The organism is Proteus vulgaris (assembly GCF_023100685.1).
In the GTDB taxonomy this organism is placed as follows: Bacteria; Pseudomonadota; Gammaproteobacteria; order Enterobacterales; family Enterobacteriaceae; genus Proteus.
Genome location: NZ_CP090064.1, coordinates 304735 through 329684 on the forward strand (window position 1 = coordinate 304735; position 24950 = coordinate 329684).

Genomic DNA, 24950 nt, shown 5'->3' on the forward strand with positions numbered 1-24950 from the left:
AATGAGAGTAAACGCAGCTTGGCGTGGCTTTAGTAGCGCATTTTCACGAGAAACTCATATGGCAGTTCGTAGCCCCGTTTTTCACTGGCTAAGCTGGCTGTTTCCATTGATGTTATTCACGTTAATTAGTGCTAACTTTTCTGAAGGTACATTGCTGAATTTACCCGTCTCAGTGATCAATAATGATAATAGCCCATTATCGAGAACACTGATCAGAGACTTAAATGCAGGTTCCCATGCACAATTAAATACATTAGATGGCAACCCTCGTACAGCAATGGAACGACTCGGTAGCGCAAAAGATTACGCAATACTCACAATACCCCGCCATTTTGAAAGCAACGTATTAGCTGGAAAGCAACCCACCACACGTATGTATTACAACGGGTTATATTATGCTGCTGGGAGCTACGCAATACAGGACTTTAGTGGATTAATTGCAGAGCTTAATGCGCAATATCGTACGGTATTGGCACAAGAAATGAATAAACCTGTTCCACCATTAGCAAAAGTAACGCTCTCTTATGACAGTTTGTTTAATGCCAGTGGTAGTTATATTTATTATCAGCAATTTGCAGCTACCATCCATATGCTTCAATTATTTGTTGTGACCTGTACGATTTATTCGTTGTCACGCGGTAATATGCTATTGAATATTAAGCCCTTCACATTTGCACTTATTGGTAAGCTCACACCTTACACACTGTTTTTCTTGACCTTATTAATTGTTGAATTAGCAGCATTAGTGCATTTTTCTGGGGCAAAGGTAAATGGTAATCCGCTATATATGGTGTTGGTCGGATTCTTTTATATTATTGCGGCTCAAAGTGTGGGATTACTGCTTTTTGCGTTTACCAATAGTGCGATCACTGCGTACAGTATGATAGGGATGTTGGTGAGTATTGCATTGGCATTTTCAGGAATGGCTGTACCTGAACTTTCAATGATATTACCTGCACAAATTATCTCGAATCTAGAACCGTTAACACACGCTTTAAATGCGATGTTTGATATCTTCTTAAGAGAAGTATCACTACAAGGTATTTTGTATGTTTGTTCACTCTTACTGATTTATCCTTTTGCTATCGCCTTCTTAGTTCGTAAACGTATTTTTAAACGATTGGAATTACAGGTAGGTGTTGCATGATGCAGATGTATTTCCAAACTTTTAAACGTGTTCTACTGGGCATGTTAGAAAAACCTATGTGGATGTTGTTAATTGTTTCTCTGTGTGTGATGAGTTTGGTTTATGCCAAACCTGTTTTATGGGATCTACCTGTCGCTGTTATCAATCAAGATCACAGTCCTGCAAGTTATTCACTTATTCGTGCATTAAACTCGACACCCAAATTAAGCATTAAGAACTACGATAATTTAGATGAAGCGCGCCACGATATGATTATGCGAGAGCTTTTTGCCATCATTATTGTGCCAACTGATTTTGAGAAGAAATTACTCAATGGTAAAGATGTCACTGTTCCGGTCTTTGGTGATGCCACAAACCGTCTTGCCAGTGGACAAATCCAGCAGGAATTGATGTTGGCTTATCAACAGTTATTAGATTCTTACAATGATCGTATTTTACAAAATGCCGGCTTTAGTGGTGAGCAATCGAAAATCCTGTTAAAGCCCATTCAAGGTGAAACCATTGCGATGTATAACCCTGGTGTAAGTTTCGCAGCGATTATTTTTCCTGGGTTATTAGTGATGTTGTTACAGCACTCGCTCTTAATTGCTTGTGTCCGTGTCAGTATTGCAGTAAGAAGTACACCGAAAGGAAAACCACCGCTAGCTGTTTATTTAGGGGCATTATCTGCACTTATTCCGATTTGGTTATTTTTGTCGGCTGTATTCTTTGCATTATGGCCTTGGGTATTAGGCTATCGCCAAGAGGCTCCACTTTATCAAGTCTGGATGCTGACATTTCCATTCTTATTAGCAGTTTTAGGGTTAGGTAAATTAATTACAGAATGCTTGCGTAGTGTTGAGATGATTTATCTGACACTAGCATTTGTAACAACACCTGTGTTCTATATTTCTGGCACGATCTGGCCACTACAAGCAATGCCTGATTGGGTATTTGCCATTTCATCAGCATTACCTTCTACATGGGCTGTAAACGCTATGGCAGGCATAAATCAAATGGGATTGTCATTCCAAAGTATATTGGGTGATATCGTGATGATGTTGGTTTTAGGTGTGATTTATACTGTATTAGGTGTACTGGTGGGTATGTTACGTAATGGTGAGTTAAGACATATTACGCACCAATTTAAACATTGGTTACATCATCGTGGTGAGTCAAAATAAAAAGCCCTTAAGGGCTTTTTATTTATTGCTAAATTATCAACAAAAGAGAAGTTGTTATAAGCAATTAAATATCTTCATTTTAGAAGAGGTGAACTCTCTACTAACTTCAATAGTGTAACGGGTAATAAATTCCTTTTATCCATTTCACAAAATAGATATGAAGTGGATTTATCATTGAATTCTTACTCTACCAACGCCAATCCAGCTAACTTACGCCAATAGCCATTACAGTCATGATGATGAACTGTCGTCAGTGGTTGTTGGCCTTGTTCATTTTGGCGAAATTGTTGCAAGGTATCAAAAATAGCGTCAGATTCAGGAGATAAACGGATAATATCCACTAAACCTGCCATTGATGCTTGATCGTTACCCAAGTTATAACAATAGCCACTTTGTGTTTGAATACCATTGAGCACAAATACTTGCTGATTTTCTTGAGATAATACTTCACGGCCTTGAGGGTATTTTTGGCAACAAGTTTCACAATCATCTTTAGAGCGATTTTCAGAACGGGCAGTAAAACAACGCGCTGAATAAGCTAAAGGAAGATGCCCGTAAGCCAAAACTTCGACTTCAAATTTATTCCGAATACCCAATGTTTCACATTGGTTTAGAAGGTTACTTAGCCATTCGCGAGAAAGTTCTACAGGCATACACCAACGTATCATTCCTTGTTTATGCAATAAACGTAGCGCATAAGCGTTGTAGCAATTTAGTCCGTGACCCGCAATAAAAGGAAGATTACGCTCATAAAGCATATTGATGACGCCAAAATCATGCGCTTCAACTAAAAATTCACCGTTATCAACCAGCTTAGTAATTTCTTTCAATTCAGAAGGTGCTTGTAATAATGCTAAGGTAGAAAGAACCACTTGTTTACCACTTTTAGCAACTTCTTTGGCAAGATTAATCCAATCTTGAGGTTTAGTTTCTCGACGTTTACTGCAAACTGTTTCGCCTAAATAGATAATATCAGCATCACATTGTTTTGTTTTTTCATAGAACGCTTCAAGTGCTCCTTTTTGCCAATAATAAAGTACAGAGCCTAATGCATATTTCATTTTATTATCCTTATTATTGCCATTTACGGTGATAAGCACCCAATGTTGTTTGTGTTCCTTCTGAAATTTTACCTAATGCATTCATCCAGCGAGGATCAGTGCTAAAGCCTTGGGGATCTTTTTTACATTGATCAATTGCCGTTCTCCAAACTCTTGCAACTTCAGTGACATAAGCAGGGCTACGCTGGCGACCTTCAATTTTGACAGAGGCAATATTCATTGCCATTAATTCAGGTAATAGGGAAAGGGTATTTAAGCTAGTTGGCTCTTCTAATGCATGATAACAATGGTCATCAACAAAATAGCGCCCCTTACACAGTGTTGGGTAGCCCGCATTTTCATCAGGCGCATAGCGATCTATCAGGACATCATTAAGGCGAGATTCCATTCCTTGTGGTGTTTGTTGCCAACGTACAAAACGTGCAGGAGAGCAAGCACCTACGGTATTGGGTGATTCACCGGTTAAGTAGGAAGAAAGATAGCATCGACCTTCAGCCATAATGCATAAGCTACCAAAGGCAAAAACTTCTAAAGGTACTGGGCTAGTTTGTGCTAACTGTTTTACTTGATGAATAGATAGAACTCGAGGAAGAACGATACGAGCCACATCGAAGTTACGCTGATAAAATTCAATCGCTTGTGTATTGGTTGCAGAGGCTTGCACTGAAACATGGCGCTCAATATTAGGATAACGCTCTGCGGCGTACTCTAACATGGCGATATCTGCCAAAATCAGCGCATCAGCACCTAAAGATGCTGCCATATCAACCGCTTTTTGCCAGCGTTCAAACCCATCAGGGTGAGCAAAGGTGTTTATTGCAATATGCAATTTTCGCTGGTGGCGGTGAACATAATTAACCGCTTCTTGTAACTTCTTTTCTGTGAAATTCAAACCTGCAAAATGTCTTGCATTCGTATCATCTTTTAAGCCGATATAAACGGCGTCCGCACCATTATCTATGGCTGCTTTTAAGGCAGGTAAATTACCCGCAGGGCACAGCAATTCCATCTTCACTTCCCTTTAGAAATTAAGAATGATCAGAAATTGTAATGAGTAAGATAAAAAAAGGTTTTGATTTAAGGCAGAGAAGTTTGTTTTTTACTTAAGTAAAATCAAAGAACTCAAAAAGCGAACAATGGATTAACAGAATATTGATATAGGATCGCAGAATATCTGTTCATTTCTGGCACAATAGCCCCTAAATTTATTTATAGGAGTCCGAACGTGTTTAACAAAATTCGTGCCCATTTGGTAAAAGAAGGGCCTCGTTTTTTACGCTACCCTTTACAAGTTACCCCATTTGCTTTGCAACGCGATATTTTAGAACAGTTTTTAAGTTGGCAGTTTCGTGAATCCCTTGCGGAAGGTGATCTACACTTTTTAGAAGATAAATGGCTAAAAGTTGAGATAAGAGACTTACATTTACAGTGGTTTATCAGTGTTTGTGATGATAAATTAGTGGTTAGTCGCTTAGAAAAAGAAGATGTCAGCTTTAGTGGTAATGCTAATGATCTTATTTTAATTGCAGCTCGCAAAGAAGATCCTGACACCTTATTTTTCCAACGCCGTCTACAAATTGAGGGTGATACAGAACTCGGGTTATATGTTAAGAACCTGATGGATGCAATTGAATTAGACTCAATGCCATCTGTGTTGCGTTTTGGTTTATTACAACTGGCTGAGTTTGTAAAAAGTGGACTTCAAGAAGAAACTGAAGACAAAATGCACAGCCATGAACTGAGCTCAACTTCATGCTAATACGTGTTGAAATTCCTGTTGATATTCCTGCTATTGATAGCCTTTTACGCCAAGTGTTTCCGACAAGCTCTGAAGCTGATTTAGTCGGACATTTACGTGAAGAAGGTCTATTAACATTAGGTATGGTGGCTATTAGCGATGAAGGCCAATTAGTTGGCTATATCGGTTTTACACCAGTTGATGTTGATGGAATAGATTGTCAGTGGGTTGGTCTTGCGCCACTTGCTGTTGCACCAGAGTTCCAAAACCAAGGTATTGGACGCCAACTGATTAATGAAGGGCTGGATAGCCTAAATGAATTTGGGTATGGTGCAGTCGTAGTATTGGGAGATCCCAAATACTATCTAGTATCGGGTTTTATTCCTGCTAAATCTCAAGGTTTGCATTGCAAATGGCCTGATACAGAAGAGGCTTTTCAGCTTTATGCGTTAGAAAATGGCAATGTTGATGATATCCATGGTTTAGTCAACTATTCGCCATTGTTTGATCAATTTAGCTAAATTTATTTGTCCTGTATTAAATACAGTGCAATGTCTGAAGGCTGGTCTGTGATCAGCTTTTCTTTTTGCGTCTTTTTCAATTGTTTTAATTGGTATTCAAGTTGAGAAGCACGCTGTCTATCGCCAACCTGACAATGAAACTCTAATAATAGAGGGCCTTTACCTTTCAGTGCCTTAGCACCAGTTCCATTCTGATGTTGTTGAAAACGCCTCTCAACATTTGTCGTGATCCCTGTATAAAGAGAACCAAGACGATTTCTAACAATATAGAGTGACCACATTGTGTCAGCCATCATTTTTTCCTTTTCGTGCTACTTTTTCTTTTGATAAATAATATTTCTTAGTTTTTTAAGTGAGTAATTTAAGGTATGTCAAAAATAAATCTATTAAGTATATCAATATGTTGTGAAATATTTGTGACAATAAAATTTATTATTTAAAAAATGACATTCAATTTTTTTGAAAGTGAACAGCAATTATTGCTAATTTTAAAGTTAAACTAAAGCGCATAATATGATCCACATCACAGAGACACACTCCGCGATACCTAACAAAATTAGAATTAAATTGGAGTTTATTATGAAAAAATCTACATTAATCGCTGCAACATTAGCTTTAAGTGCTATTTCATTCGGTTCAATCGCATCTGATAGCGTATCAAAAAGCCCTTCTGTTAATGGTGAGTATATCACAATCACAGGCAGTGATACTTTAGATGGCTTAACCGCTAAAATTGCTCAAATCGCAAAAGATGAAGGGGCAAAAGGCTTTAAAGTTGTTGGCGCAACTGGTGAAGATTACCTCACTGTAAATGCTGAAATTTATCGTTAATTTTGACTATTTTTGATAAATAATCTGTAATAAGAGACACGCGGTAAGACGCTCGTTTTGATGATATAATTATCATCTAAACAGCGTCTCTTTTTGTTTCTATGCAGGTATATTATGTCTTCATTAGACTCGATCAAAATAATTAAACAATATATACGTGATAACCATGTGTTTACCTTATGTACAACATGTTCGTTGGGTGATGTTTGGTGTGCTAATTGTTTTTATTGGTTCGATGAAAGTCAGATGAGGCTTGTTTTTCTTTCAGAAAAGAAGACTCGTCATGCTCAGATGATGCAGGAAAATTTATTAGTTGCAGGGAGTATTAGCACACAAGAAATTGTAGTATCCAATTTACAAGGCATCCAATTTACTGGGGCTGTTTCTTTGCTAGCAGGTAAGGATGACTTCAATGCAAGAAAACATTATTGCTTACGTTTTCCTGTCGCATTAGCCGCCATCCATGTACCTTTATGGGAATTACAATTGCAAGAAATTAAGATGGTGAATAATCAATTGGGGTTCGGGACTAAGCTTTATTGGCTACGTAATTAAGCTTCTTATTTTCTTAACTTCTTATTATTCCCAAAAATAATGACTTTTTTGTTCCCATCCTTTTAAAGACATACAAGAGGTGTAGAAGGTTTTTCTGTCTTCTTGATTAATGTCTTCAACATAACTTTCTGTCATTGGTACACGTTCTGTGTAGGTTTTTTTATCCCCACAGTGATCTTTATCATCTTTACGACATGTTTTTTGTACATCACGATAAACAGTACGTTGTAGCACTTCTTTGCGAATAGGGTAGCGAGTATTCGCATCAAGTTCACAAAGCATTTTAGCTTCTTGTAATGTGTAATCTGATGCACCTTTAGGTTCCCAAGTGCTGCTACAACCAGAAAGTAAAACTATTGAAAAAAAAGGGAAAAGTACTATTTTCATATCAAATATCATCATAAAAAGAATAGTGAAGAGCGTTAATAATAAAACAAAACTAATCACTTTGACTATCATTTTTGAAAATGATTCGCATTTGATAACGGAGGTGATTAAATGAGAATGGTGAAAGAAAAAAAGCTCATTATAAATGAGCTTCTAGATATTACTTCAACTTATGAATAACCTGATTACTACTACCACGCCACAGTAATGCGGGATCATAAAGTTCTTGTACAAACTTTCCATCAATTAGCACGTTTATATAGCTAACAACTTCTTGTTGCTCTGGTGTCAAATCTGCTAGCAAATAGCCTGTCCAAACCCAAATATCTTTTTCAGGGCATTCGGCTTTGACTCGTTTTACCAAATGCAAAATTGTAGATAAATTTTGTGGATGTAAAGGATCACCCCCCGAAAGCGATAATCCTTGTCGGTTGATTCGGCTATCTTGAAGATCCGCAATAATCTGATCTTCCATCTCTTGTGTAAATGGCTTGCCTGACGTTAATGACCACGTTGATTTGTTATAACAGCCTCTGCATTGGTGTATGCACCCTGCAACAAACAGGGTGCAACGAGTACCAGGACCATTGACAACATCAACAGGGTAATATTGATGGTAATTCACTTTCTTAACCTAACTGACCATTTGCCAGATGTTTCACACGACGTTTAACTTCTTCTTGTTTACCCGCATTAAATGGACGTGAATCTGGGCTACCTAAATATCCACATACACGGCGAATAACAGAAACTCTCGCTGGGTTGTGATTACCACAACGTGGGCAAGTAAAACCTTTGCTAGTGCAAGAGAATTCACCGGTATAACCACAGTCATAACATTCATCAATCGGAGTGTTTGTTCCGTAATAAGGAACGCGGGTATAGCTGTAATCCCACACATCTTCTAATGCTTTAAGGTTATGTTGTAAGTTTGGATATTCGCCATAGCAAATGAAACCACCATTGGCTAATGGAGGATAAGGTGCTTCAAAATCTAGTTTGTCGTATGGATTTACTTTTTTCTCAACATCTAAGTGGAAGCTATTGGTGTAATAACCTTTATCCGTTACACCCGGCAAAATACCGAACTCAGCTGCATCTAAGCGACAGAAGCGATCACATAAGTTTTCACTTGGTGTGCTGTAAAGGCTAAAGCCATAACCTGTTTCTGCTTTCCACTGGTCTGTTGCTTCACGCAGACGATTGATAATTGCGACGGCTTTTTCTCTTAAGGTTTCATCATCAAAAACGTGTTTTTGAGTACCAAACAACGCATTAATGGTTTCATGAACACCGATATAACCTAATGAAATTGATGCTCTGCCATTTTTAAAGATTTCGGCTACATTATCATCTGCTTTTAAGCGCACACCACAAGCACCTTCCATATAAAGGATTGGGGCAACACGCGCTTTGACGTTTTCTAAACGAGCAATACGAGTCATCAGTGCTTTTTTCGCTAATTCGAGGCGATCATCGAGCAGTGACCAGAATGTCGCTTCATCACCTTGAGCTTCAATTGCAATACGCGGTAAGTTTAGGCTGATAACACCGAGGTTATTACGACCTTCATGGATCATCTCACCATTTTCTTCGTAAACACCTAAGAAGCTACGACAACCCATTGGGGTTTTAAATGAACCTGTTACTTTAACCACTTGATCGTAATTTAAAATATCGGGATACATGCGTTTACTTGCACATTCAAGCGCAAGTTGTTTGATATCGTAATTAGGATCACCGAACTTATGGTTTAAGCCATCTTTAATGGCAAAAACAAGTTTAGGGAAAACAGCTGTTTTGCGGTTTTTGCCTAAACCCGCCATACGATTTTCAAGGATAGAACGTTGAATTAGACGCGCTTCTTTTGACGTACCAAGGCCAAAGCCGAAAGTGACAAATGGCGTTTGTCCATTAGCGGTATGCAGTGTATTAACTTCATACTCTAAAGATTGGAATGCGTCGTAACACTCTTTTTCAGTGCGCGCATTGGCATAGGCTTCTTTATCAGCAATCTGCCACTCTTGCGCTACTTTATAGTGTTTGTCATAACTTGATTTTACAAACGGCGCTAATACTTCATCGATACGATTTATCGTTGTACCACCATAAATATGGCTTGCTACTTGTGCGATAATTTGTGCAGTTACTGCTGTTGCTGTTGAAATAGATTTAGGGGGTTCTATTTCCGCATTTCCCATTTTAAAACCGTTGTTTAACATGCCTTTAAGGTCAATTAGCATACAGTTAAACATAGGGAAAAACGGTGAGTAATCGAGATCATGATAATGAATTTCACCACGCTCATGAGCGAGTACCACATCTCTTGGCAGGATATGCAATTTTGCGTAATGTTTAGCCACAATACCCGCAAGTAAATCACGTTGGGTAGGGATAACTTTACTGTCTTTATTCGCATTTTCATGAAGAATAGAGACATCACTTTGTTCGATAAGACCTCGGATTTCCTGAGTTAATCTTCCACGTTGCTCACGGGCAACATCTCGGTCATGACGGTATTCAATGTAGGCTCTGGCGACATCTTTATGCTCACCAGCCATCAGCTGATTTTCTACGGCGTCTTGGATCTCACGGATATCGACATTCGAACGTCCTGCGAGAGATTGTGAAACGGATTGCGCGATAGAATCGCAATAATCATCATCAGTGATCTCACAAGCTACGGCGGCTCTTTTGATAGCATCGCTGATGCGGGTTTGGTCAAAAGAGACTTTACATCCGTCTCGTTTTATCACTATGGTTTTCACAATCTTGCTCCTTAACTATTTATCCACAGGCTCAAATCCCATAAAAACAGGTGATGGCACAGCATTCAGGCTTATTGTGGATAAGATGTGTATAATTACTATATGTTGTATGTCGGTATGTATTAAAGCACAATATATAGTAATTGAAAGGGAAATAATCTTCATTAAAACTGATCTAAATCAAGGTATTTTTGCTACATCAGGCATCAAGAGGGGTTAGCTGAATTGTAAATATGTGCCAAAAACAGAAGTGATAAATTATTATCAAAAAATGAGAGCATAAAAAAAGCAAAGTGCTCATAAAGAGACCTTTGCTTTTTTATGACCTATTTTTGAAATGAAATTAACGGATAGCAATAACTTCGATTTCTACTTTTGCATCTTTTGGTAAACGAGCAACTTCAACACAAGAACGAGCTGGGAATGCTGCATTATGCTCTTTAAAGAAAGCTTCATAAGCGGCATTAATGGTACCAAAATCATTTAAATCTTTTACGAAAACAGTGGTTTTGATGATATTAGCAACAGTTAAACCCGCTTTTTCAATAATTGCTTTTACGTTTTCTAAAGATTGACGAGCTTGTTCTGCGGCATTATCAGAAACAAATTCACCTGTAGCTGGATCAACAGGTAATTGGCCTGAAGTGATCACTAAATTACCTAAATCAACGCCTTGTACATAAGGGCCAATTGCTGCAGGGGCTTTATCGGTATTAATTTCGTAAGACATGTAGAACTCCTGTTTTTATAAGATTAAGGCTAACGCTTGATTAGCACGGCGCTATTATAGCCAGCGCTGTAAGTTAGCAATATGACAGATATCAGGCTTTATCATAAAGTCTGTGAGTATAAAAAGAAAATAAACTCATGCAATTACCCTTTATTAACACCTGCTTTTATCAGTATATATCCGATTATTAGAGAATTTTTTTTCACAAAAAGAGGTTTATGTATAAATTCTATTTTTTACAAATCTCCTCTTTATGATTTTAAGGGGTAATTATTCTATAATAGAAAGATATCGTGCTTTTTTATGATCTTTTTATCTGTGAATTACTGATGTACGATTAAAAATAATCACAGCGGGCACTTATGACACAATTCAATTCACTTTCAAGCATCACCGCTTTTGTTGCAACGGCTCAAACAGGTAGCTTTACTGAAGCTGCATCTCGTTTAGGAGTAACCAAATCAGCCGTTGGGAAAAGTGTGACTCGGTTAGAAGAGCATTTAGGTATTAATCTACTATTAAGAACAACACGACGTTTAACGTTGACCTCTGAAGGTGAGTATTATTTACAGCAGTGCCAAATAGCACTTTCTATTCTTGAACAAGCTAATAATCAAGTTCAAGAAAATCAGTCGGTATTAACAGGAAAAATTCGTCTGGATTTACCGTCTGCTTTTGGTCGTAAATGTATTATGCCTGTTTTAATGACATTAATGGATAAGCTGCCCCAGCTTAAGATGAGCATTTCATTTAGTGAGCGCTATATTGATATGCATGAGGAGAGCGTGGATTTAGTCGTTCGTATCGGGCATTTACCTGATAGTAGCAATGTTGTTGCTCGACAACTGACAACACAAAAACTGGTTCTCTGTGCTTCTCCGATTTATCTGCAAAAATATGGTATTCCTAAAGAAATTGAAGCGTTATCAGACCATCGTTGTATTGTTGGATTTCGCCAAGAAGCCCCTTTTTATTGGATGCTAAAAGAAGCTGATACCTTCCGCCAGTATATTCCAACTCCTTTTTATGAACTTGCTGATGGTGATGCAATGCTTGACGCGGTGAGCCATGGCTATGGTATTGCTCAACTTCCGTTATGGATGATTGGGGATCTGCTTAAAGGAGGGCAATTACAGCGTATATTGATAAAAACAGAAGGGTATCAATCTCCTATCAATATGATGTGGCATAAAGGGCAAAAAGTGCCACCTAAAACACGTTATATAGCAGATGCATTGCTTCAGGTGGCAAAAGAAGGTGGGTTTGATGAGTAGAGAGTTATTGCTGATAAACTATTTTACCATTTGGTGATTGCAATCGTACTCGTAACCAAATAGTACTCAATGCAAGCAGTGAAAAAAGTATACCTACCCAAATTATCATTTGTAATTCAAAATGTTGAATTACCCAAGCCCCTACCATCGAACCTACGGTTATCCCTAAATTAGAAAAGGCGATATAAAGGCTATTTGCAAATTCAGGTGCTGCTTTTGCATCTCTCATTAACCATGTTTGAGAAATAATTAATCCTGATGTGTGTAACATGCCCCAAAGAATAATCAATGGGATCATAGCAAGCGCCTGAGAACCGCTTAACCAGATAAATAAGTAGATAAAACAGAACAAGATTGGGTAAGTTATTGTTGTTTTAACGACATTTCGCTGTAAATAGTGACTAAAAATAAAATTACCAAAATAACCACTCACACCAAATACAATCAGTAATGTACTGGTTATATTGTTTGAAAACCCAGTGATATTCACTAAAAAATCAGCAATATAGCTAAATCCAGCAAACATGGCTGAAAAGATAAGTGTCACAGTAGCAATACTTAACCAAACCGTTGGTTTTGTTAATACTTTTAGTTGATCACTAATCTTAAGAGGTGCCGTGACTTTAATTGAAGGCACAAAAAACACAATACCAATAAAAGCGATAACACTGGTGATAGCGCCAAACCAAAATGCCATATTTAATGACCAAGTTTCAGCAATAAAAGCACTAAGTGGCATACCTAAAACCATTCCCACCGCAACACCAGAAAAAACAATAGCAACGCCATGAGTGGATTTTTCTACTGGTACTGAATTTGCGGCTATCATCAGTGCTATTGCGAAAAATAGCGCATGGGTAAATGCAGGCAAAATACGAAATAGCAAAATAACGTGATATTGATGTGTTAATGCATAAACAGTATTGGAAATAATAAATAAAGCCATTATGACTAACAGTACCGTTTTACGATTAAATCGCCCAAATAAAAGTGTAATAGTAGGACCTGTTATTGCGACAACAATAGCGTAGATACTGACTAAAAAGCCCACTTGTGGTGCAGTGATATTCATCTGTTCGACAAGTTGTGGTAGCAATCCAATCACCGCAACTTCGGTTGTGATCACACCAAAAACAGCAAGTGATAATGTTAAGAGTAATAAGCGAGTTTTTGTTTGCATAAGTCTATCCGCAGAAGGCGAAAATTCGTCTCTGTCAAAGTAATTAAGTAAATGATTTAGCGGATATATCCTGACTTTATGGTGACAAAAAATGAGGGAAAACAGAAGGTCTACTTTGGTGATTCTAAGTAGAGAAAATATCTACAATAAGTACAAATTGGTATTTTATTGTATTAATAATAAAAAACTATCTGCCCTTGCGAGCAGATAGTTAAAAGAATTAACGAATAACCGCGTGGCGTTCGAACTCTTTTTCACAGTACTTGCAGGTTAATACAACATCTGAGGCCAGTTTTTTGACACGGAAACTACTTTGCACTGGCTCGTTATGGCTAATACAGTTGCTATTAGGACAAGGCACCACATCTTCAAGCAATTCTGGCAAGCTTAATGCCATCTTATTAACGACTTGATAATCATCAATAATGTTGACGGTTGCTTGTGGTGCATACATCGCTAATCGGTTTGCTTGCTCTGAGGTTAAAAAGACATTTTCGATTTTTATTAAGTCTTTTTTACCTAAATTTTCTGAAGGTAAATTAAAACCTACGGTTATTCTTTCATCCGTTTCAGTTAAACGGAACAGTGAAAGAATTTTAAAGCCCACCTGCGCTGGAATATGATCAATAACAGTCCCACGTTTGATAGCTTCAACTTTTAGTTTGTGATCATGTGTCATGGTGTGCTCCTTATTAAAGAACTAAGTTTTTATTCAGAACTAAGGCAAGTAATGCCTGACGTGCGTAGATACCATTTCCAGCTTGTTGGAAATAATAAGCGTAAGGTGTTTTATCTACATCTGTCGTGATTTCATCGATACGTGGCAGTGGGTGTAAGATCTTAAGGTTATCTTTCACATTCACTAAATCAGCGCTAGTTAAAACAAACTGTGCTTTCACATTTGCATATTCAGAAGGATCTAAACGTTCTTTTTGTACGCGTGTCATGTAGAGAATATCTAGCTCTGGCATCACTTCATCGACTGTTTCATGTTGGCTATATTCAACCCCATTTTCTTCCAGCAAGTGAAGAATATGCTCTGGCATCGCGAGCACTTTAGGGGCGATAAAATAGAGATGATTACCTTTAAATTTCGCTAATGCTTGTGCCAGAGAATGTACTGTTCTGCCATATTTTAAGTCACCGACCATTGCGATATTGAGATTATCTAAGCGGCCTTGTGTTTCTTGAATGGTAAATAAATCCAGTAAAGTCTGTGTTGGATGTTGATTTGCACCATCACCTGCATTTAGAACAGGAATATCACCAGCAAACTCAGAGGCTAAACGTGCTGCACCTTCTTGAGGATGGCGAATAACAATGGCGTCAGCATAAGTGCGAAGAACCGAAATGGTATCCGCTAATGTTTCACCTTTTTTACCCAGTGAAGTGTTGCTTCCATCAGAAAAACCGACAACTGATGCACCTAGGCGGTGGATAGCTGTCTCAAATGATAAGCGAGTACGTGTTGATGCTTCAAAAAAGCAGCTCGCAATCACTTTGTCTTTCAACAATTCGTTATTAGGTTGCTGTTTTAATTTATCAGCAACGCGAAGAACAGCTTCCAAATCTTCCCTGTCCAGATCATTGATGGAGATAATATGCTTTTGGTAGAGCGGATTAGTCATTAGAGTTCTCCTTTAGCGATGAATTGTGCGATGAATGGTTTTTTATAGGCCAAAAAAAACCCCTCCATAAGAGGGGTTTTAAAAAATTGGGCTATTGGAAAAAAGTGAATGCGCTTGCGACCGGTTAAGGTGCGATTTTTTTTAACACATTGGAATAGGCGCTGTTTCATCTTTCCTCCTGACAAATTGTGGCGCATTATACGCATCTTAGATTTACACGCAAGCGTTTGCTTTTGTTTTTTTCTAAAAATTTTTTTTTGATTTAAAAATCAATAAGCTTGAGATAAAACGAAGAAAACACCTATTTTTTCTCGATTAAAAAATAGGTGTTTTGCATGATTATGTATTTCAGAACGGATTGGCAAGGGTTGCGACCATCACGGCTTTTATGGTGTGAAGACGGTTCTCTGCTTCATCAAATACAATACTGTGTTTTGATTCGAACACCTCATCAGTGACTTCAAAACCACCATATAGATTAAACTCTTTAGCTAATGCTTTACCCATTGTGGTTTCTTCATCATGAAAAGCGGGTAAACAGTGAAGGAATTTGACGTCTGGGTTTCCTGTTAATTTCACAACGTTCATATTGACCTGATAAGGCTTCAGTAACGCAATACGCTCTTTCCAAACTTCTTTTGGTTCGCCCATAGAAACCCATACATCAGTGTAAAGAAAATCTGCATTTTTAACACCTTCAGCCACATTTTCAGTGAGTGTGATTTTTCCGCCATTTTTGTTGGCAATATCTTGGCATTGAGCCACTAAACCTGCTTCAGGCCAACATGCTTTAGGCGCAACTAAACGTAAATCCATACCTGTTAACGCAGCCGCTTCCAGCATAGTATTTCCCATGTTATTACGAGCGTCACCAAGGTAAGCAAATACGGTTTCCGATAACGGCTTGGTTTGATGTTCTGTGATGGTCAGTAAGTCTGCTAACAGTTGAGTTGGGTGAAATTCATTGGTTAAACCATTCCAAACAGGTACACCTGAATATTGAGCAAGTGCATCTACCGTCTTTTGCCCGTAACCCCGGTACTGAATTCCATCATACATACGGCCTAATACTCTCGCGGTATCTTTTATCGATTCTTTATGTCCAATTTGGCTTCCGCCCCCTAGATAAGTCACTCTTGCACCTTGATCAAATGCAGCAACTTCAAAGGCACAACGAGTACGTGTTGAGTCTTTTTCAAAAATCAGTGCGATGTTTTTTCCAGTAAGATACTGAGTTTCTTGACCTGATTTTTTGGCTTTTTTTAATTGTGCTGACAATGTAAGTAGTTGTTGAATTTCAGCAGGTGAAAAATCCAGTAAACGTAAGAATGATTTCTGATAAAAAGGGTTCATAGAGTGATATCCTGTCATTGAATTTATATTCAATTTATATCAATAAATATTCATCATCAACCCCTAAAGGAAAACTTTTAATTTAGACAGTCTGCGATAAGCGCATCATATTAGGTATGGAGTGTTGATTCGCCCTGTGGGAGAATGAACAAGATACCTTTTCAGACTATTGCGGAGCATGATTATGGCGGACAGCAAAGAGTTAGCAGAACAACGTGAAGAAACACGTCTTATTATTGAAGAATTACTGGAAGATGGCAGTGATCCTGATGCACTGTATGCCATTGAGCACCATATTTCTTGTGAAAACTTCGAAACACTAGAAAAAGCAGCCGTTGAAGTATTTAAATTAGGTTATGAAGTGACTGAACCTGAAGAAATCGAAGTCGAATCAGGTGAAATTTTAGTTTGTTTTGATGCTGTGAGTGAAAGTGGTTTAAATGCTGAGCTTATTGATGCTCAAGTTGAACAGTTAATGAATTTAGCTGAAAAAATGGGTGTTTATTACGATGGTTGGGGAACTTACTTTGAAGATCCTGACGCTGAGTATGATGATGAAGACGGTGAAGACGAAGACGACGAAGATGAAGAGTCTGATAAGTCATCACGCTTACATTAATTTTTGCTAAATGTTGTCCCTTTGTGCCTGATTTATCAGTGCAAAATAATAGCACCAGCCACAAAATTATTGCTTTGTGACTGGTGTTATTGGTTTTAAGGGGAGAGCGATTAATCCATCACACCAAATTTACCATTGTCATAATCATTAAAAGCTTGTTGTAACTCTTCTTGCGTGTTCATCACAAAAGGCCCTTGTCCTACAATCGGCTCATTAATTGGCTCACCGGTTAAAATTAAAACAATGGTGTCACCCATTGATTCTAATGTGAGCGTATCACCATGATTATCTAACATCACCATATCGTGCTGACGTGCAATTTCACTGTCATTGATATGTACAGCACCTTTCACCACAAACAGCATTGCATTATGACCTTCAGGAATACTGTAATGTGAAACACCTGCGCGATTTAAACGTAGATCCCACACATTCAGCGGCGAGTAGGTCATTGCCACACCTTGTGTGTTGGCATAATTACCGGCAATCACTCTGACATAACCTTGGTTATCCGGTAATTCAACATGAGGGATATCCTCTGCTTTCAGCGCCTGATAACGAGGCTGTGTCATTTTGTACGCTGTTGGCAGATTCACCCAAAGTTGCACCATTTCCAATACACCGCCTTCTTTGGTCATTTTTTCAGAGTGATACTCTTTATGCAAAATACCAGAAGCAGCGGTCATCCATTGCACATCACCTGCGGTAATCGTTCCTGCGTGACCTTTAGAGTCATGATGAGAAACTTCACCTTGATAGGCAATTGTTACGGTTTCAAATCCACGATGAGGATGCACTCCTACACCACGGGCATTAGTAACAGGTTTAAACAGTGTTGGCTCGGCATAATCCATCAGCAGAAACGGGCTATGTTTCTCACCATTTTCCTGATAGGAAAATAAGGTGCTGACTGGAAAGCCATTACCTACCCAGTGTGAATTTGGCGCCGAATAAATATGATTAATCTGTCTGATAGTCATGATTGTTCTCCGAGTTAAGGAAAGAAACCGCAATAACCAAGACACAGAAGGAGGTAATACAGATTATTGCGATTTCTTAATGAGGCTGATCATAAAGTGTTCGCGTGATGAACAAAATAGGGGGAATTTGTTGATGGTGTTCAAAAAAAATGAATGAATTTATAAAAAGTAAATAGAGATATTGACTGAGTAGATATATTGGTGGTGAGAACTTTCGCTCTTTTCGTATTTATCATACTCTTGTTTTGAGACCAGACTGGATATGTCGAAAACAGGCAACATAGAATTTAATTATTCATTCTTTTTATTAAATGGTTATTTAAGAAATTAATTCGTAACTGAATATCGGTATAACCTAATTGATAGGCTCTTGTATATAATTCGATGGATTTTTCATAATTTTGAGGTACCCCAAGGCCTTCTTCATACATTAGACCAAGGTTAATTAGCCCTCCGATTTCGTCTTGTTCAGTGGCATCTTGATAAAATTTAACTGCTTTATTGATATCACGTTTTACACCAAAACCATGTTGATATAGTAATCCCATTGAATTCATTGCGGCGGGATCACCTTTTTTGATCGCTTCTTGATAATATATTATCGCTTCATCATATTTTTCCAGATTGCCATACAGTATTCCCAATCGTGTAATGGCAAGATAATTATCAGCTTGAATAGCAGCTTTATACCAGTGTTCCGCTAATTCCATATTTTTTTCAACACCAAATCCATCAAAATATAAATCGCCTAAACTCATCATAGCCTTACCTGAATTATTATCGGTAATTGCTTTTTCAAACATCTCTTTTGCTTTTTTATAATTATTATTATATTTGTATAGTATGCCTAAATTATAATTAGCAGATGATGAGCCTAGTTCTATTGCTCTTTGATAAAGTAAAATAGCCTCTTGTTTTTTGCCCTGATCTTCCTTAAGCATTGCCAATTGATTAAATCCATCAGCATCATTTTTATCTGCTAAGAGTTGATAGATTTGTTCCGCTTTCTCTACATTTTTTTCAACTTCGGTACCCGTTTCATAGAAACGTCCAAGTACTAATAATGCTTTATTATCTCCCTGCGTTGCTAATATCTCACATGCGGAGAAGTTCTTTTCTTCGGCAATACATTTAATTTGAGGGGAGGAATAAGCCAATATAGGAATAGATAAAAATAATGTGACGATAATAATCTTGTAGTTTAATGTCATATAAAATTACCTAAAATAGATTTTATTAATGGTTAATTTAATCTATCTTCCATTAAAATGGAAACACTAAGCTCTGATTTCTTATGTTGGTGAGGAGTGCAACTCATAAAAAACGAGTAAAAATATAAGGTATGATAAAACAAAAAACTACATTCTTTCTTAGCAACAATAAGTCAGAATGTAGTTTATTAATGTGTTTATTTCTTAAATCTTATTTGCTTGTGTCGCCACAACCGCCAATGATTTTAGAAATAGAAACTGCTGGGTGCAGTAAGTAGTCGTAGTTACAGTCTTTTTCTTTATTGTATACGCTACCAGTACAACCGGTCATTACGGTAATTACAGAAGCAATAAGTGCAATTTTAACAAAGTTTTTCATGAAAAAATTCCTTTTAAATTTTAGAGTTATAAAAGCCAATGCATGACTTTATCTGCATAAAGATATTAAATTAGCTATAAATAGCAATATAAAAAAATCTCTTTTTTAAAATATAAAATAAGATAAATAATATTTTATTTAAGAGGGGTAATATAATTATCTAGAGTGGAATTAAAAACAATTTAAACTTGTGGTTTTTAATAAAATTTAAGATGAGAATTTCATTAATAATATTTTGATAATAATTAATTAAGAAATTAATTGAGAAAATAAGCATATAAACATACTGTATTTATATCATTTTGATAAACTGGATTTGTGTTAATAGATGCTATTTATTGCTAATAAAAACCCGCATAAGAAATGCGGGTCAAGTAGAGCTTATTTTATTTATTGTATTACGTAGGGAACAGCAAGAACGCTTAAAGTGGCTTCACCATACGGATCTCACAATCACTATGCCCAGTGTTGCCTAATGCTTCATCAATAAATTCGAATCCTAGTTTTTCGTATAAACCGACAGCCGCTTTTAAGATATCTGTGGTTTCTAAATAGCAACGGCTAAAGCCTTGCTCTTTACCAAATTCAAGAGATTGCAGAACGATTTTTTTCGCAATACCTTTGCCACGCAGTTTGGATGAAAGGTACATTTTTTGTAGTTCACATGTATTGCCATCGCCACCAGCAAGTGGTGCGACACCACCACCGCCAACAACTTCTCCATCCATTTCAACAACCCAGTAAGCACTGCGTGGCTGATGATAAACTTCATAGAGGGTATCTAAAATTGGATCGGCAACCGCAAAGCCTTTATCGGCAGTTAAACCGTGCTCAGCTGAGACTTCACGAATAACGCGAGCAATACCTGCGTTGTCTTTTTCTTCAATGGCTCGAATAACAATATTTGAGGTTATAGCTTGGGTTGCAGTCATAGTTGCACTCATCGTTTTCACTTATTAGTAGAATATTTTTTGATTATTTATTGAGAGAGCACCGGAAAGGAACTTCTTCATTGAAAGTAGCACTGATGGCTACAAAAACTATCTTAATTGATTAAGCGTGTTTGTAAACCGTTAACCCTTTCTCTTTGCTTAATTTCTCCCTTTATTTCTAGCGTTATATTTTAGTGAGTGATTAAATCTAAGTGAAAATAGAGGATGAAACGACGTATTGACGAGAATAGAACCGTGAATAATAAGAAATGAAGTGAAAAATGGTTTTATTTTTTGGCTGAAAGAGACTAAGTAAAAACCCGCGATATACAAAACAACCCCTTGTGAGGGGGGATTTAGTAGAGGGTGATATGGAGTTAATGACAGCGGTTAATGTTTTTAACAAGTTCAATAAGAAAGGTAGAAATATCTTCCTTACCAAAGATTTAGAAATGCTTTTCCCTGATGAGTCTCCGAAAATATTCGACGCAGCCACTAAAACCACTAACAAATTCTGGGGCTTTACTCTTAAAGCAATAACGCGCTATTCCCAATCATTCTCGTGCTCTTCTGATAAGCGTGGTAAAAGTGAGAGAAAAACCTCAATTTTCCGTTCATTCGTCATATTCACAAAATCATCCATCGCAATTTCCACGCTTTGTATTGACTGATCACGGATCGTAAATTTGTACATCAAATGACCAGTCCAGCTTCTGTGAACGAAAACACAGCCATCTTCACTGTATGAGAGCCATTTGTCTTCCATACATGAAGGTCGCCAACCCCGCAAAATATTTTTTTCTTCGCACTCTGAAAGGGCGTAATTCAAATGGTGAACCAGTGGTTCGTTTTCAAAAAACTTTATATTTTTGAGTTTACTTTTGTCTATCACTTAATTTACCTAGCTAAAATGTGGCTGATTGGCTACAAAGAAAAATTAAAAGGCCTGACTCCGGTTGAATGTCGAAATCAGGCCTTACAAGCCGCCGAATTTAAAGTGTCCAACTTTATGAGGTCACTTCAGAACGCGGTTTTTTCATTATCAATCTCAGCGTCTTTAAAGCGATAGTGCTTATAAAGAGGCGATAGAGATTTTCTGTGCGATTAGCTTCTCTTTTGCACTTAAGCATGTCGCTAAGCGTTCACGCTCTTTAGCAACAACCGCTTCTGGCGCACGGCTAACAAAGCCATCGTTAGATAATTTGCTGTCTAAAGTTGTGATATCTTTTTCTACTTTTTCAAGCTCTTTATCTAAACGTGCAAGCTCTGCATCTTTATCGATAAAGCCTGCCATTGGGATCAGCAATTCTGCACCGCTAACCAATTTAGTCACTGATAATGGCGCTTCTTCACCTTCTGCTAATGGACGAATATCAGCTAAACGGCCCATGGCTTTTAAGAAGCCAATATTGTCACTAACACGGCGCTTAGCATTGTCATCCGCACCACGTAAAATAACATCAAGTGGTTTACCCGGAGCAATATTCATTTCAGCACGGATATTACGAACTGCAACAATAACTTCTTTGATCCACTCAAGATCGCTAAGCGCGTGTTCATCTACCAGTGAAGCATCGAACTCAGGGAAAGCTTGTAGCATGATGGTTTCACCTTCAATGCCTTTAACTTCCTTCACTCGTTGCCAAATTGTCTCTGTGATAAATGGAATGATTGGATGAGCAAGACGCAGTAAGCCTTCTAGCACTTCAATCAGAGTATGACGAGCTGCGCGTTTTTGTGCATCATTACCTTTGTGTACCGCAGGTTTTGATAGCTCAAGATACCAGTCACAGAATTGGTTCCAAGTGAACTCATATAAAATACCCGCCGCGATATCGAAACGATAGTTGTCTAACGCTTCACGATAGGCTTTAACGGTATTGTTAAATTCAGCTAAGATCCAACGGTCAGCCAGTGAGAATGTCATCTCACCACCTTGGTAACCACAATCTTGATCTTCCGTATTCATCAGAACAAAGCGGCTTGCGTTCCACAGCTTGTTACAGAAGTTACGGTAGCCTGATAGACGTTTCATATCCCAGTTAATATCGCGACCTGTTGAAGCTAATGCCGCTAAGGTAAAGCGCAGAGCATCTGTACCGTGTGCTTCAATACCTTCTGGGAACTCTTTGCTAGTACGTTTAGCAATTTTTTCAGCCATTTGTGGCTGCATCATATTACCAGTACGTTTTTCTAACAGGTTCTCTAATGAAATACCGTCAATCATATCCAGAGGATCAAGTACGTTACCTTTGGATTTTGACATTTTCTGGCCTTCTTCATCACGAATAAGACCTGTCATGTAAACCGTATTAAATGGAACTTGCGGTTTACCGTCTTCATCTTTGATAAAGTGCATGGTCATCATGATCATGCGAGCGATCCAGAAGAAAATGATATCGAATCCACTGACTAATACATTCGTTGGATGGAATGTTTTCAGTGCTTCGGTATTTTCAGGCCAACCTAATGTTGAGAATGTCCACAGTGCAGATGAGAACCACGTATCCAGTACGTCATCATCTTGGCGTAATGCGATATCAGCGGCGATATTGTTTTCACGACGAACTTCTTCTTCGTCACGACCGACATAGACATTACCTTCATTGTCGTACCAAGCAGGGATACGGTGACCCCACCACAGTTGACGAGAAATACACCAATCTTGAATATCATTCATCCATGAGAAGTACATGTTTTCGTACTGTTTTGGTACAAATTGGATCTCGCCATTTTTAACAGCTTCAACTGCGGGTTTCGCTAAAGGTGCTGCGCGAACATACCATTGGTCTGTTAGTAAAGGCTCGATAACCACGCCACCACGGTCGCCGTAAGGTACGGTTAAATCGTGAGGTTTGATCTCTTCTAATAAACCTAAACGTTCAAATTCAGCGACCATAGCTTTACGTGCTGCGAAACGTTCCATGCCTTGGTAGGCTTCTGGAATTTCAGTGCTGTAAACGTCAGATTCAACACCATTGGTGTCTAATACTTCTGCGCTAACACGGATATTGCCATCAAAATCCATGATATTAATCATTGGTAATTGATGACGACGTCCAACTTCATAGTCATTAAAGTCATGAGCAGGGGTGATTTTTACGCAACCCGTCCCTTTTTCCATATCCGCGTGTTCGTCCGCTAAAATAGGAATACGGCGGTTGACGATTGGTAGAATAATTTCTTTACCAATTAAATCTTTATAACGAGGATCTTCTGGGTTAACCGCAACACCAGTATCACCTAACATGGTTTCTGGGCGAGTTGTTGCAACAATGAGGTAATCTTTACCTTCAGCTGTTTTTGCCCCATCCGCTAAAGGATAACGCAGGTGCCACATTGAACCTTTAACTTCACGGTTTTCAACTTCAAGATCAGAAATCGCTGTGTGTAATTTAGGGTCCCAGTTAACAAGGCGTTTACCACGGTAGATAAGATCTTCTTTATGTAAACGCACAAAAGCTTCTTTAACGGCTTTAGATAAACCCTCGTCCATGGTGAAACGTTCACGTTCCCAATCAACAGAGTTACCTAAACGACGCATTTGGTTAGAAATGTTACCACCTGATTCAGCTTTCCATTCCCAAATTTTGTCGATAAACGCATCACGACCATAGTCATGACGATTTTTACCTTCTTCAGCGGCAATTTTACGCTCAACGACCATTTGAGTCGCGATACCAGCATGGTCAGTCCCTGACTGCCATAAGGTGTTTTTACCTTGCATGCGCTGATAACGGATCATGGTATCCATAATGGTCTGCTGGAAAGCATGGCCCATATGTAGGCTACCTGTGACGTTTGGCGGAGGGATCACGATACAGAAGCTTTCTTTTGTTGTATCGCCATTGGCTTTAAAGTAGCCGTTTTTTTCCCAATGCTGATACAGAGGTTGTTCAATCTCTGCTGGATTATATGTTGTGTCGAGCGATGGCTCTTTCGGTGCGGATTTATTTTCCATATTCTTTACGTATTCAATAGGTTGGCGGCGTAGCCATTGTCAAAGTAAAGCCGACGCTACGATAAATTTTATATCGTTCACGCGCCAACTGTTTCAATTGTTCATCAATAGGTACAAAGTCTATCACTTCATGGAAAGCTGTGGCAAAGTCTACGAATTGCGATTGCAAATTAATCAAGAGATCACGAGGTGCATTACCACGTTTTCCAGGCCAACATAATTCAACAGGAGCGCCATAACGAGGGCCTTCACCTGCAAGATTATGAGGAACAAACTGATGAGGTTCTCTTGCCCATAATGCCTCATCAAGCAATTCAGCTTGAGCCTGAGACTCACAAACCAACAAAATACGTTTGCCTAAGCGCCAATGTTCAGCGGTAAGTTGACAGGCAAGCCACTCGTGAGCCTGTAAATCATCGTGTATTGATGGGTGTTCCATTAAATAAAACGTGGCGTTTTTCATGATATCCCGATAACAGAAGGGTATTGCGTTGCAATACCCTTCTTGGAGTCTGCTCTATTTACCATAATA

At 38.2% G+C, this 24950-nt stretch carries 27 protein-coding genes; 8 read left to right on the forward strand and 19 right to left on the reverse strand.

Translation table 11 applies throughout. From position 1 onward, the window contains the following. The first annotated feature begins 1 nt into the window (after window position 1). On the forward strand, window positions 2-1147 hold the full coding sequence (locus tag LW139_RS01540) for an ABC transporter permease (RefSeq protein ID WP_247850521.1): 1146 nt from the start codon (window positions 2-4) through the stop codon (window positions 1145-1147). Beyond that, window positions 1147-2310 (forward strand): ABC transporter permease, encoded by a 1164-nt coding sequence (locus LW139_RS01545; RefSeq protein ID WP_166540369.1) that lies wholly within the window; start codon window positions 1147-1149, stop codon window positions 2308-2310. Before LW139_RS01540 ends, LW139_RS01545 begins: the two co-directional genes overlap by 1 nt. A gap of 182 nt (window positions 2311-2492) precedes the next feature. Here the strand turns inward: LW139_RS01545 and LW139_RS01550 are convergent, their stop codons facing one another. Both LW139_RS01550 and ubiU read right to left on the reverse strand, forming a co-directional pair. Further along, complete coding sequence (locus tag LW139_RS01550; RefSeq protein WP_166540305.1) at window positions 2493-3371, reverse strand: U32 family peptidase; 879 nt, start codon at window positions 3369-3371, stop codon at window positions 2493-2495. 13 nt (window positions 3372-3384) lie between these two features. Then, entirely contained in the window at window positions 3385-4380 is a 996-nt protein-coding gene (gene ubiU / locus LW139_RS01555; protein ID WP_109408510.1) for a ubiquinone anaerobic biosynthesis protein UbiU, read from the reverse strand. A 216-nt stretch (window positions 4381-4596) separates the two neighbouring features. Here ubiU and ubiT point away from each other — a divergent pair, with 216 nt between their 5' ends. After that, window positions 4597-5130: a ubiquinone anaerobic biosynthesis accessory factor UbiT gene (gene ubiT, locus LW139_RS01560; protein ID WP_166540306.1), complete on the forward strand. Its 534-nt coding sequence runs from the start codon at window positions 4597-4599 to the stop codon at window positions 5128-5130. Then, window positions 5124-5630, forward strand: a complete 507-nt coding sequence (locus LW139_RS01565; RefSeq protein WP_227336306.1) for a GNAT family N-acetyltransferase — start codon at window positions 5124-5126, stop codon at window positions 5628-5630. Before ubiT ends, LW139_RS01565 begins: the two co-directional genes overlap by 7 nt. Before the next feature lie 2 nt (window positions 5631-5632). Here LW139_RS01565 and LW139_RS01570 read toward each other — a convergent pair whose 3' ends face one another. Further along, on the reverse strand, window positions 5633-5923 hold the full coding sequence (locus tag LW139_RS01570; RefSeq protein WP_109408513.1) for a GIY-YIG nuclease family protein: 291 nt from the start codon (window positions 5921-5923) through the stop codon (window positions 5633-5635). Between the two features lie 286 nt (window positions 5924-6209). On the opposite strand from LW139_RS01570, the gene LW139_RS01575 reads away from it, so the two are divergent. Together LW139_RS01575 and LW139_RS01580 are read left to right on the forward strand one after the other, a co-directional pair. Beyond that, window positions 6210-6461: a YdgH/BhsA/McbA-like domain containing protein gene (locus tag LW139_RS01575; RefSeq protein WP_109408514.1), complete on the forward strand. Its 252-nt coding sequence runs from the start codon at window positions 6210-6212 to the stop codon at window positions 6459-6461. Window positions 6462-6575: 114 nt separating this feature from the next. Next, complete coding sequence (locus tag LW139_RS01580) at window positions 6576-7016, forward strand: YhbP family protein (protein ID WP_166540309.1); 441 nt, start codon at window positions 6576-6578, stop codon at window positions 7014-7016. A gap of 24 nt (window positions 7017-7040) precedes the next feature. Here LW139_RS01580 and LW139_RS01585 read toward each other — a convergent pair whose 3' ends face one another. The 4 genes from LW139_RS01585 to LW139_RS01600 form a co-directional block, all read right to left on the reverse strand. Next, window positions 7041-7403: a hypothetical protein gene (locus LW139_RS01585; protein WP_247850522.1), complete on the reverse strand. Its 363-nt coding sequence runs from the start codon at window positions 7401-7403 to the stop codon at window positions 7041-7043. A 160-nt stretch (window positions 7404-7563) separates the two neighbouring features. Beyond that, a complete protein-coding gene (nrdG, locus tag LW139_RS01590) occupies window positions 7564-8028 on the reverse strand; it encodes an anaerobic ribonucleoside-triphosphate reductase-activating protein (protein ID WP_247850523.1) in 465 nt (154 codons plus the stop codon). Between the two features lie 4 nt (window positions 8029-8032). Then, window positions 8033-10171 (reverse strand): anaerobic ribonucleoside-triphosphate reductase, encoded by a 2139-nt coding sequence (nrdD, locus tag LW139_RS01595; RefSeq protein ID WP_247850524.1) that lies wholly within the window; start codon window positions 10169-10171, stop codon window positions 8033-8035. A gap of 343 nt (window positions 10172-10514) precedes the next feature. Beyond that, window positions 10515-10901 (reverse strand): RidA family protein, encoded by a 387-nt coding sequence (locus LW139_RS01600; protein ID WP_006535650.1) that lies wholly within the window; start codon window positions 10899-10901, stop codon window positions 10515-10517. 362 nt (window positions 10902-11263) lie between these two features. Here LW139_RS01600 and LW139_RS01605 point away from each other — a divergent pair, with 362 nt between their 5' ends. After that, window positions 11264-12175, forward strand: a complete 912-nt coding sequence (locus LW139_RS01605; protein WP_247850525.1) for a LysR family transcriptional regulator — start codon at window positions 11264-11266, stop codon at window positions 12173-12175. Between the two features lie 4 nt (window positions 12176-12179). On the opposite strand, the gene LW139_RS01610 is transcribed toward LW139_RS01605, so the two are convergent. The 5 genes from LW139_RS01610 to argF all read right to left on the reverse strand — a co-directional run bounded on the left by LW139_RS01610 (window position 12180) and on the right by argF (window position 16336). Continuing rightward, window positions 12180-13355 (reverse strand): MFS transporter, encoded by a 1176-nt coding sequence (locus LW139_RS01610; RefSeq protein ID WP_247850526.1) that lies wholly within the window; start codon window positions 13353-13355, stop codon window positions 12180-12182. Between the two features lie 220 nt (window positions 13356-13575). After that, window positions 13576-14034, reverse strand: coding sequence for an aspartate carbamoyltransferase regulatory subunit (gene pyrI / locus LW139_RS01615; protein WP_006535648.1), 459 nt, complete (start codon window positions 14032-14034; stop codon window positions 13576-13578). Window positions 14035-14047: 13 nt separating this feature from the next. Then, complete coding sequence (gene pyrB, locus LW139_RS01620) at window positions 14048-14983, reverse strand: aspartate carbamoyltransferase (protein WP_109408521.1); 936 nt, start codon at window positions 14981-14983, stop codon at window positions 14048-14050. Further along, window positions 14983-15153, reverse strand: coding sequence for a hypothetical protein (locus tag LW139_RS01625; protein WP_166540238.1), 171 nt, complete (start codon window positions 15151-15153; stop codon window positions 14983-14985). Before LW139_RS01625 ends, pyrB begins: the two co-directional genes overlap by 1 nt. 178 nt (window positions 15154-15331) lie before the next feature. Beyond that, entirely contained in the window at window positions 15332-16336 is a 1005-nt protein-coding gene (gene argF / locus LW139_RS01630) for an ornithine carbamoyltransferase (protein ID WP_166540313.1), read from the reverse strand. A 184-nt stretch (window positions 16337-16520) separates the two neighbouring features. Here argF and rraB point away from each other — a divergent pair, with 184 nt between their 5' ends. After that, window positions 16521-16955 carry a ribonuclease E inhibitor RraB gene (gene rraB / locus LW139_RS01635; RefSeq protein ID WP_109408523.1) on the forward strand — a complete coding sequence of 145 codons (435 nt, stop codon included), beginning with the start codon at window positions 16521-16523 and terminating at the stop codon, window positions 16953-16955. A gap of 110 nt (window positions 16956-17065) precedes the next feature. Here rraB and LW139_RS01640 read toward each other — a convergent pair whose 3' ends face one another. From LW139_RS01640 to LW139_RS01670, 7 genes are all read right to left on the reverse strand, one after another. Further along, entirely contained in the window at window positions 17066-17935 is an 870-nt protein-coding gene (locus tag LW139_RS01640) for a pirin family protein (RefSeq protein WP_166540314.1), read from the reverse strand. Window positions 17936-18222: 287 nt separating this feature from the next. Then, entirely contained in the window at window positions 18223-19146 is a 924-nt protein-coding gene (locus tag LW139_RS01645) for an SEL1-like repeat protein (protein ID WP_166540315.1), read from the reverse strand. 211 nt (window positions 19147-19357) lie between these two features. Further along, on the reverse strand, window positions 19358-19525 hold the full coding sequence (locus LW139_RS01650; protein ID WP_036914671.1) for a YhfL family protein: 168 nt from the start codon (window positions 19523-19525) through the stop codon (window positions 19358-19360). Window positions 19526-19947: 422 nt separating this feature from the next. After that, window positions 19948-20457, reverse strand: coding sequence for a GNAT family N-acetyltransferase (locus LW139_RS01655; RefSeq protein ID WP_109394761.1), 510 nt, complete (start codon window positions 20455-20457; stop codon window positions 19948-19950). Window positions 20458-21001: 544 nt separating this feature from the next. Next, window positions 21002-21349 (reverse strand): hypothetical protein, encoded by a 348-nt coding sequence (locus tag LW139_RS01660; RefSeq protein ID WP_227336314.1) that lies wholly within the window; start codon window positions 21347-21349, stop codon window positions 21002-21004. Window positions 21350-21529: 180 nt separating this feature from the next. Further along, window positions 21530-24418, reverse strand: coding sequence for a valine--tRNA ligase (locus LW139_RS01665; protein WP_247850527.1), 2889 nt, complete (start codon window positions 24416-24418; stop codon window positions 21530-21532). Between the two features lie 13 nt (window positions 24419-24431). Next, window positions 24432-24881: a DNA polymerase III subunit chi gene (locus LW139_RS01670; RefSeq protein ID WP_006535638.1), complete on the reverse strand. Its 450-nt coding sequence runs from the start codon at window positions 24879-24881 to the stop codon at window positions 24432-24434. Window positions 24882-24950: the final 69 nt, after the last annotated feature.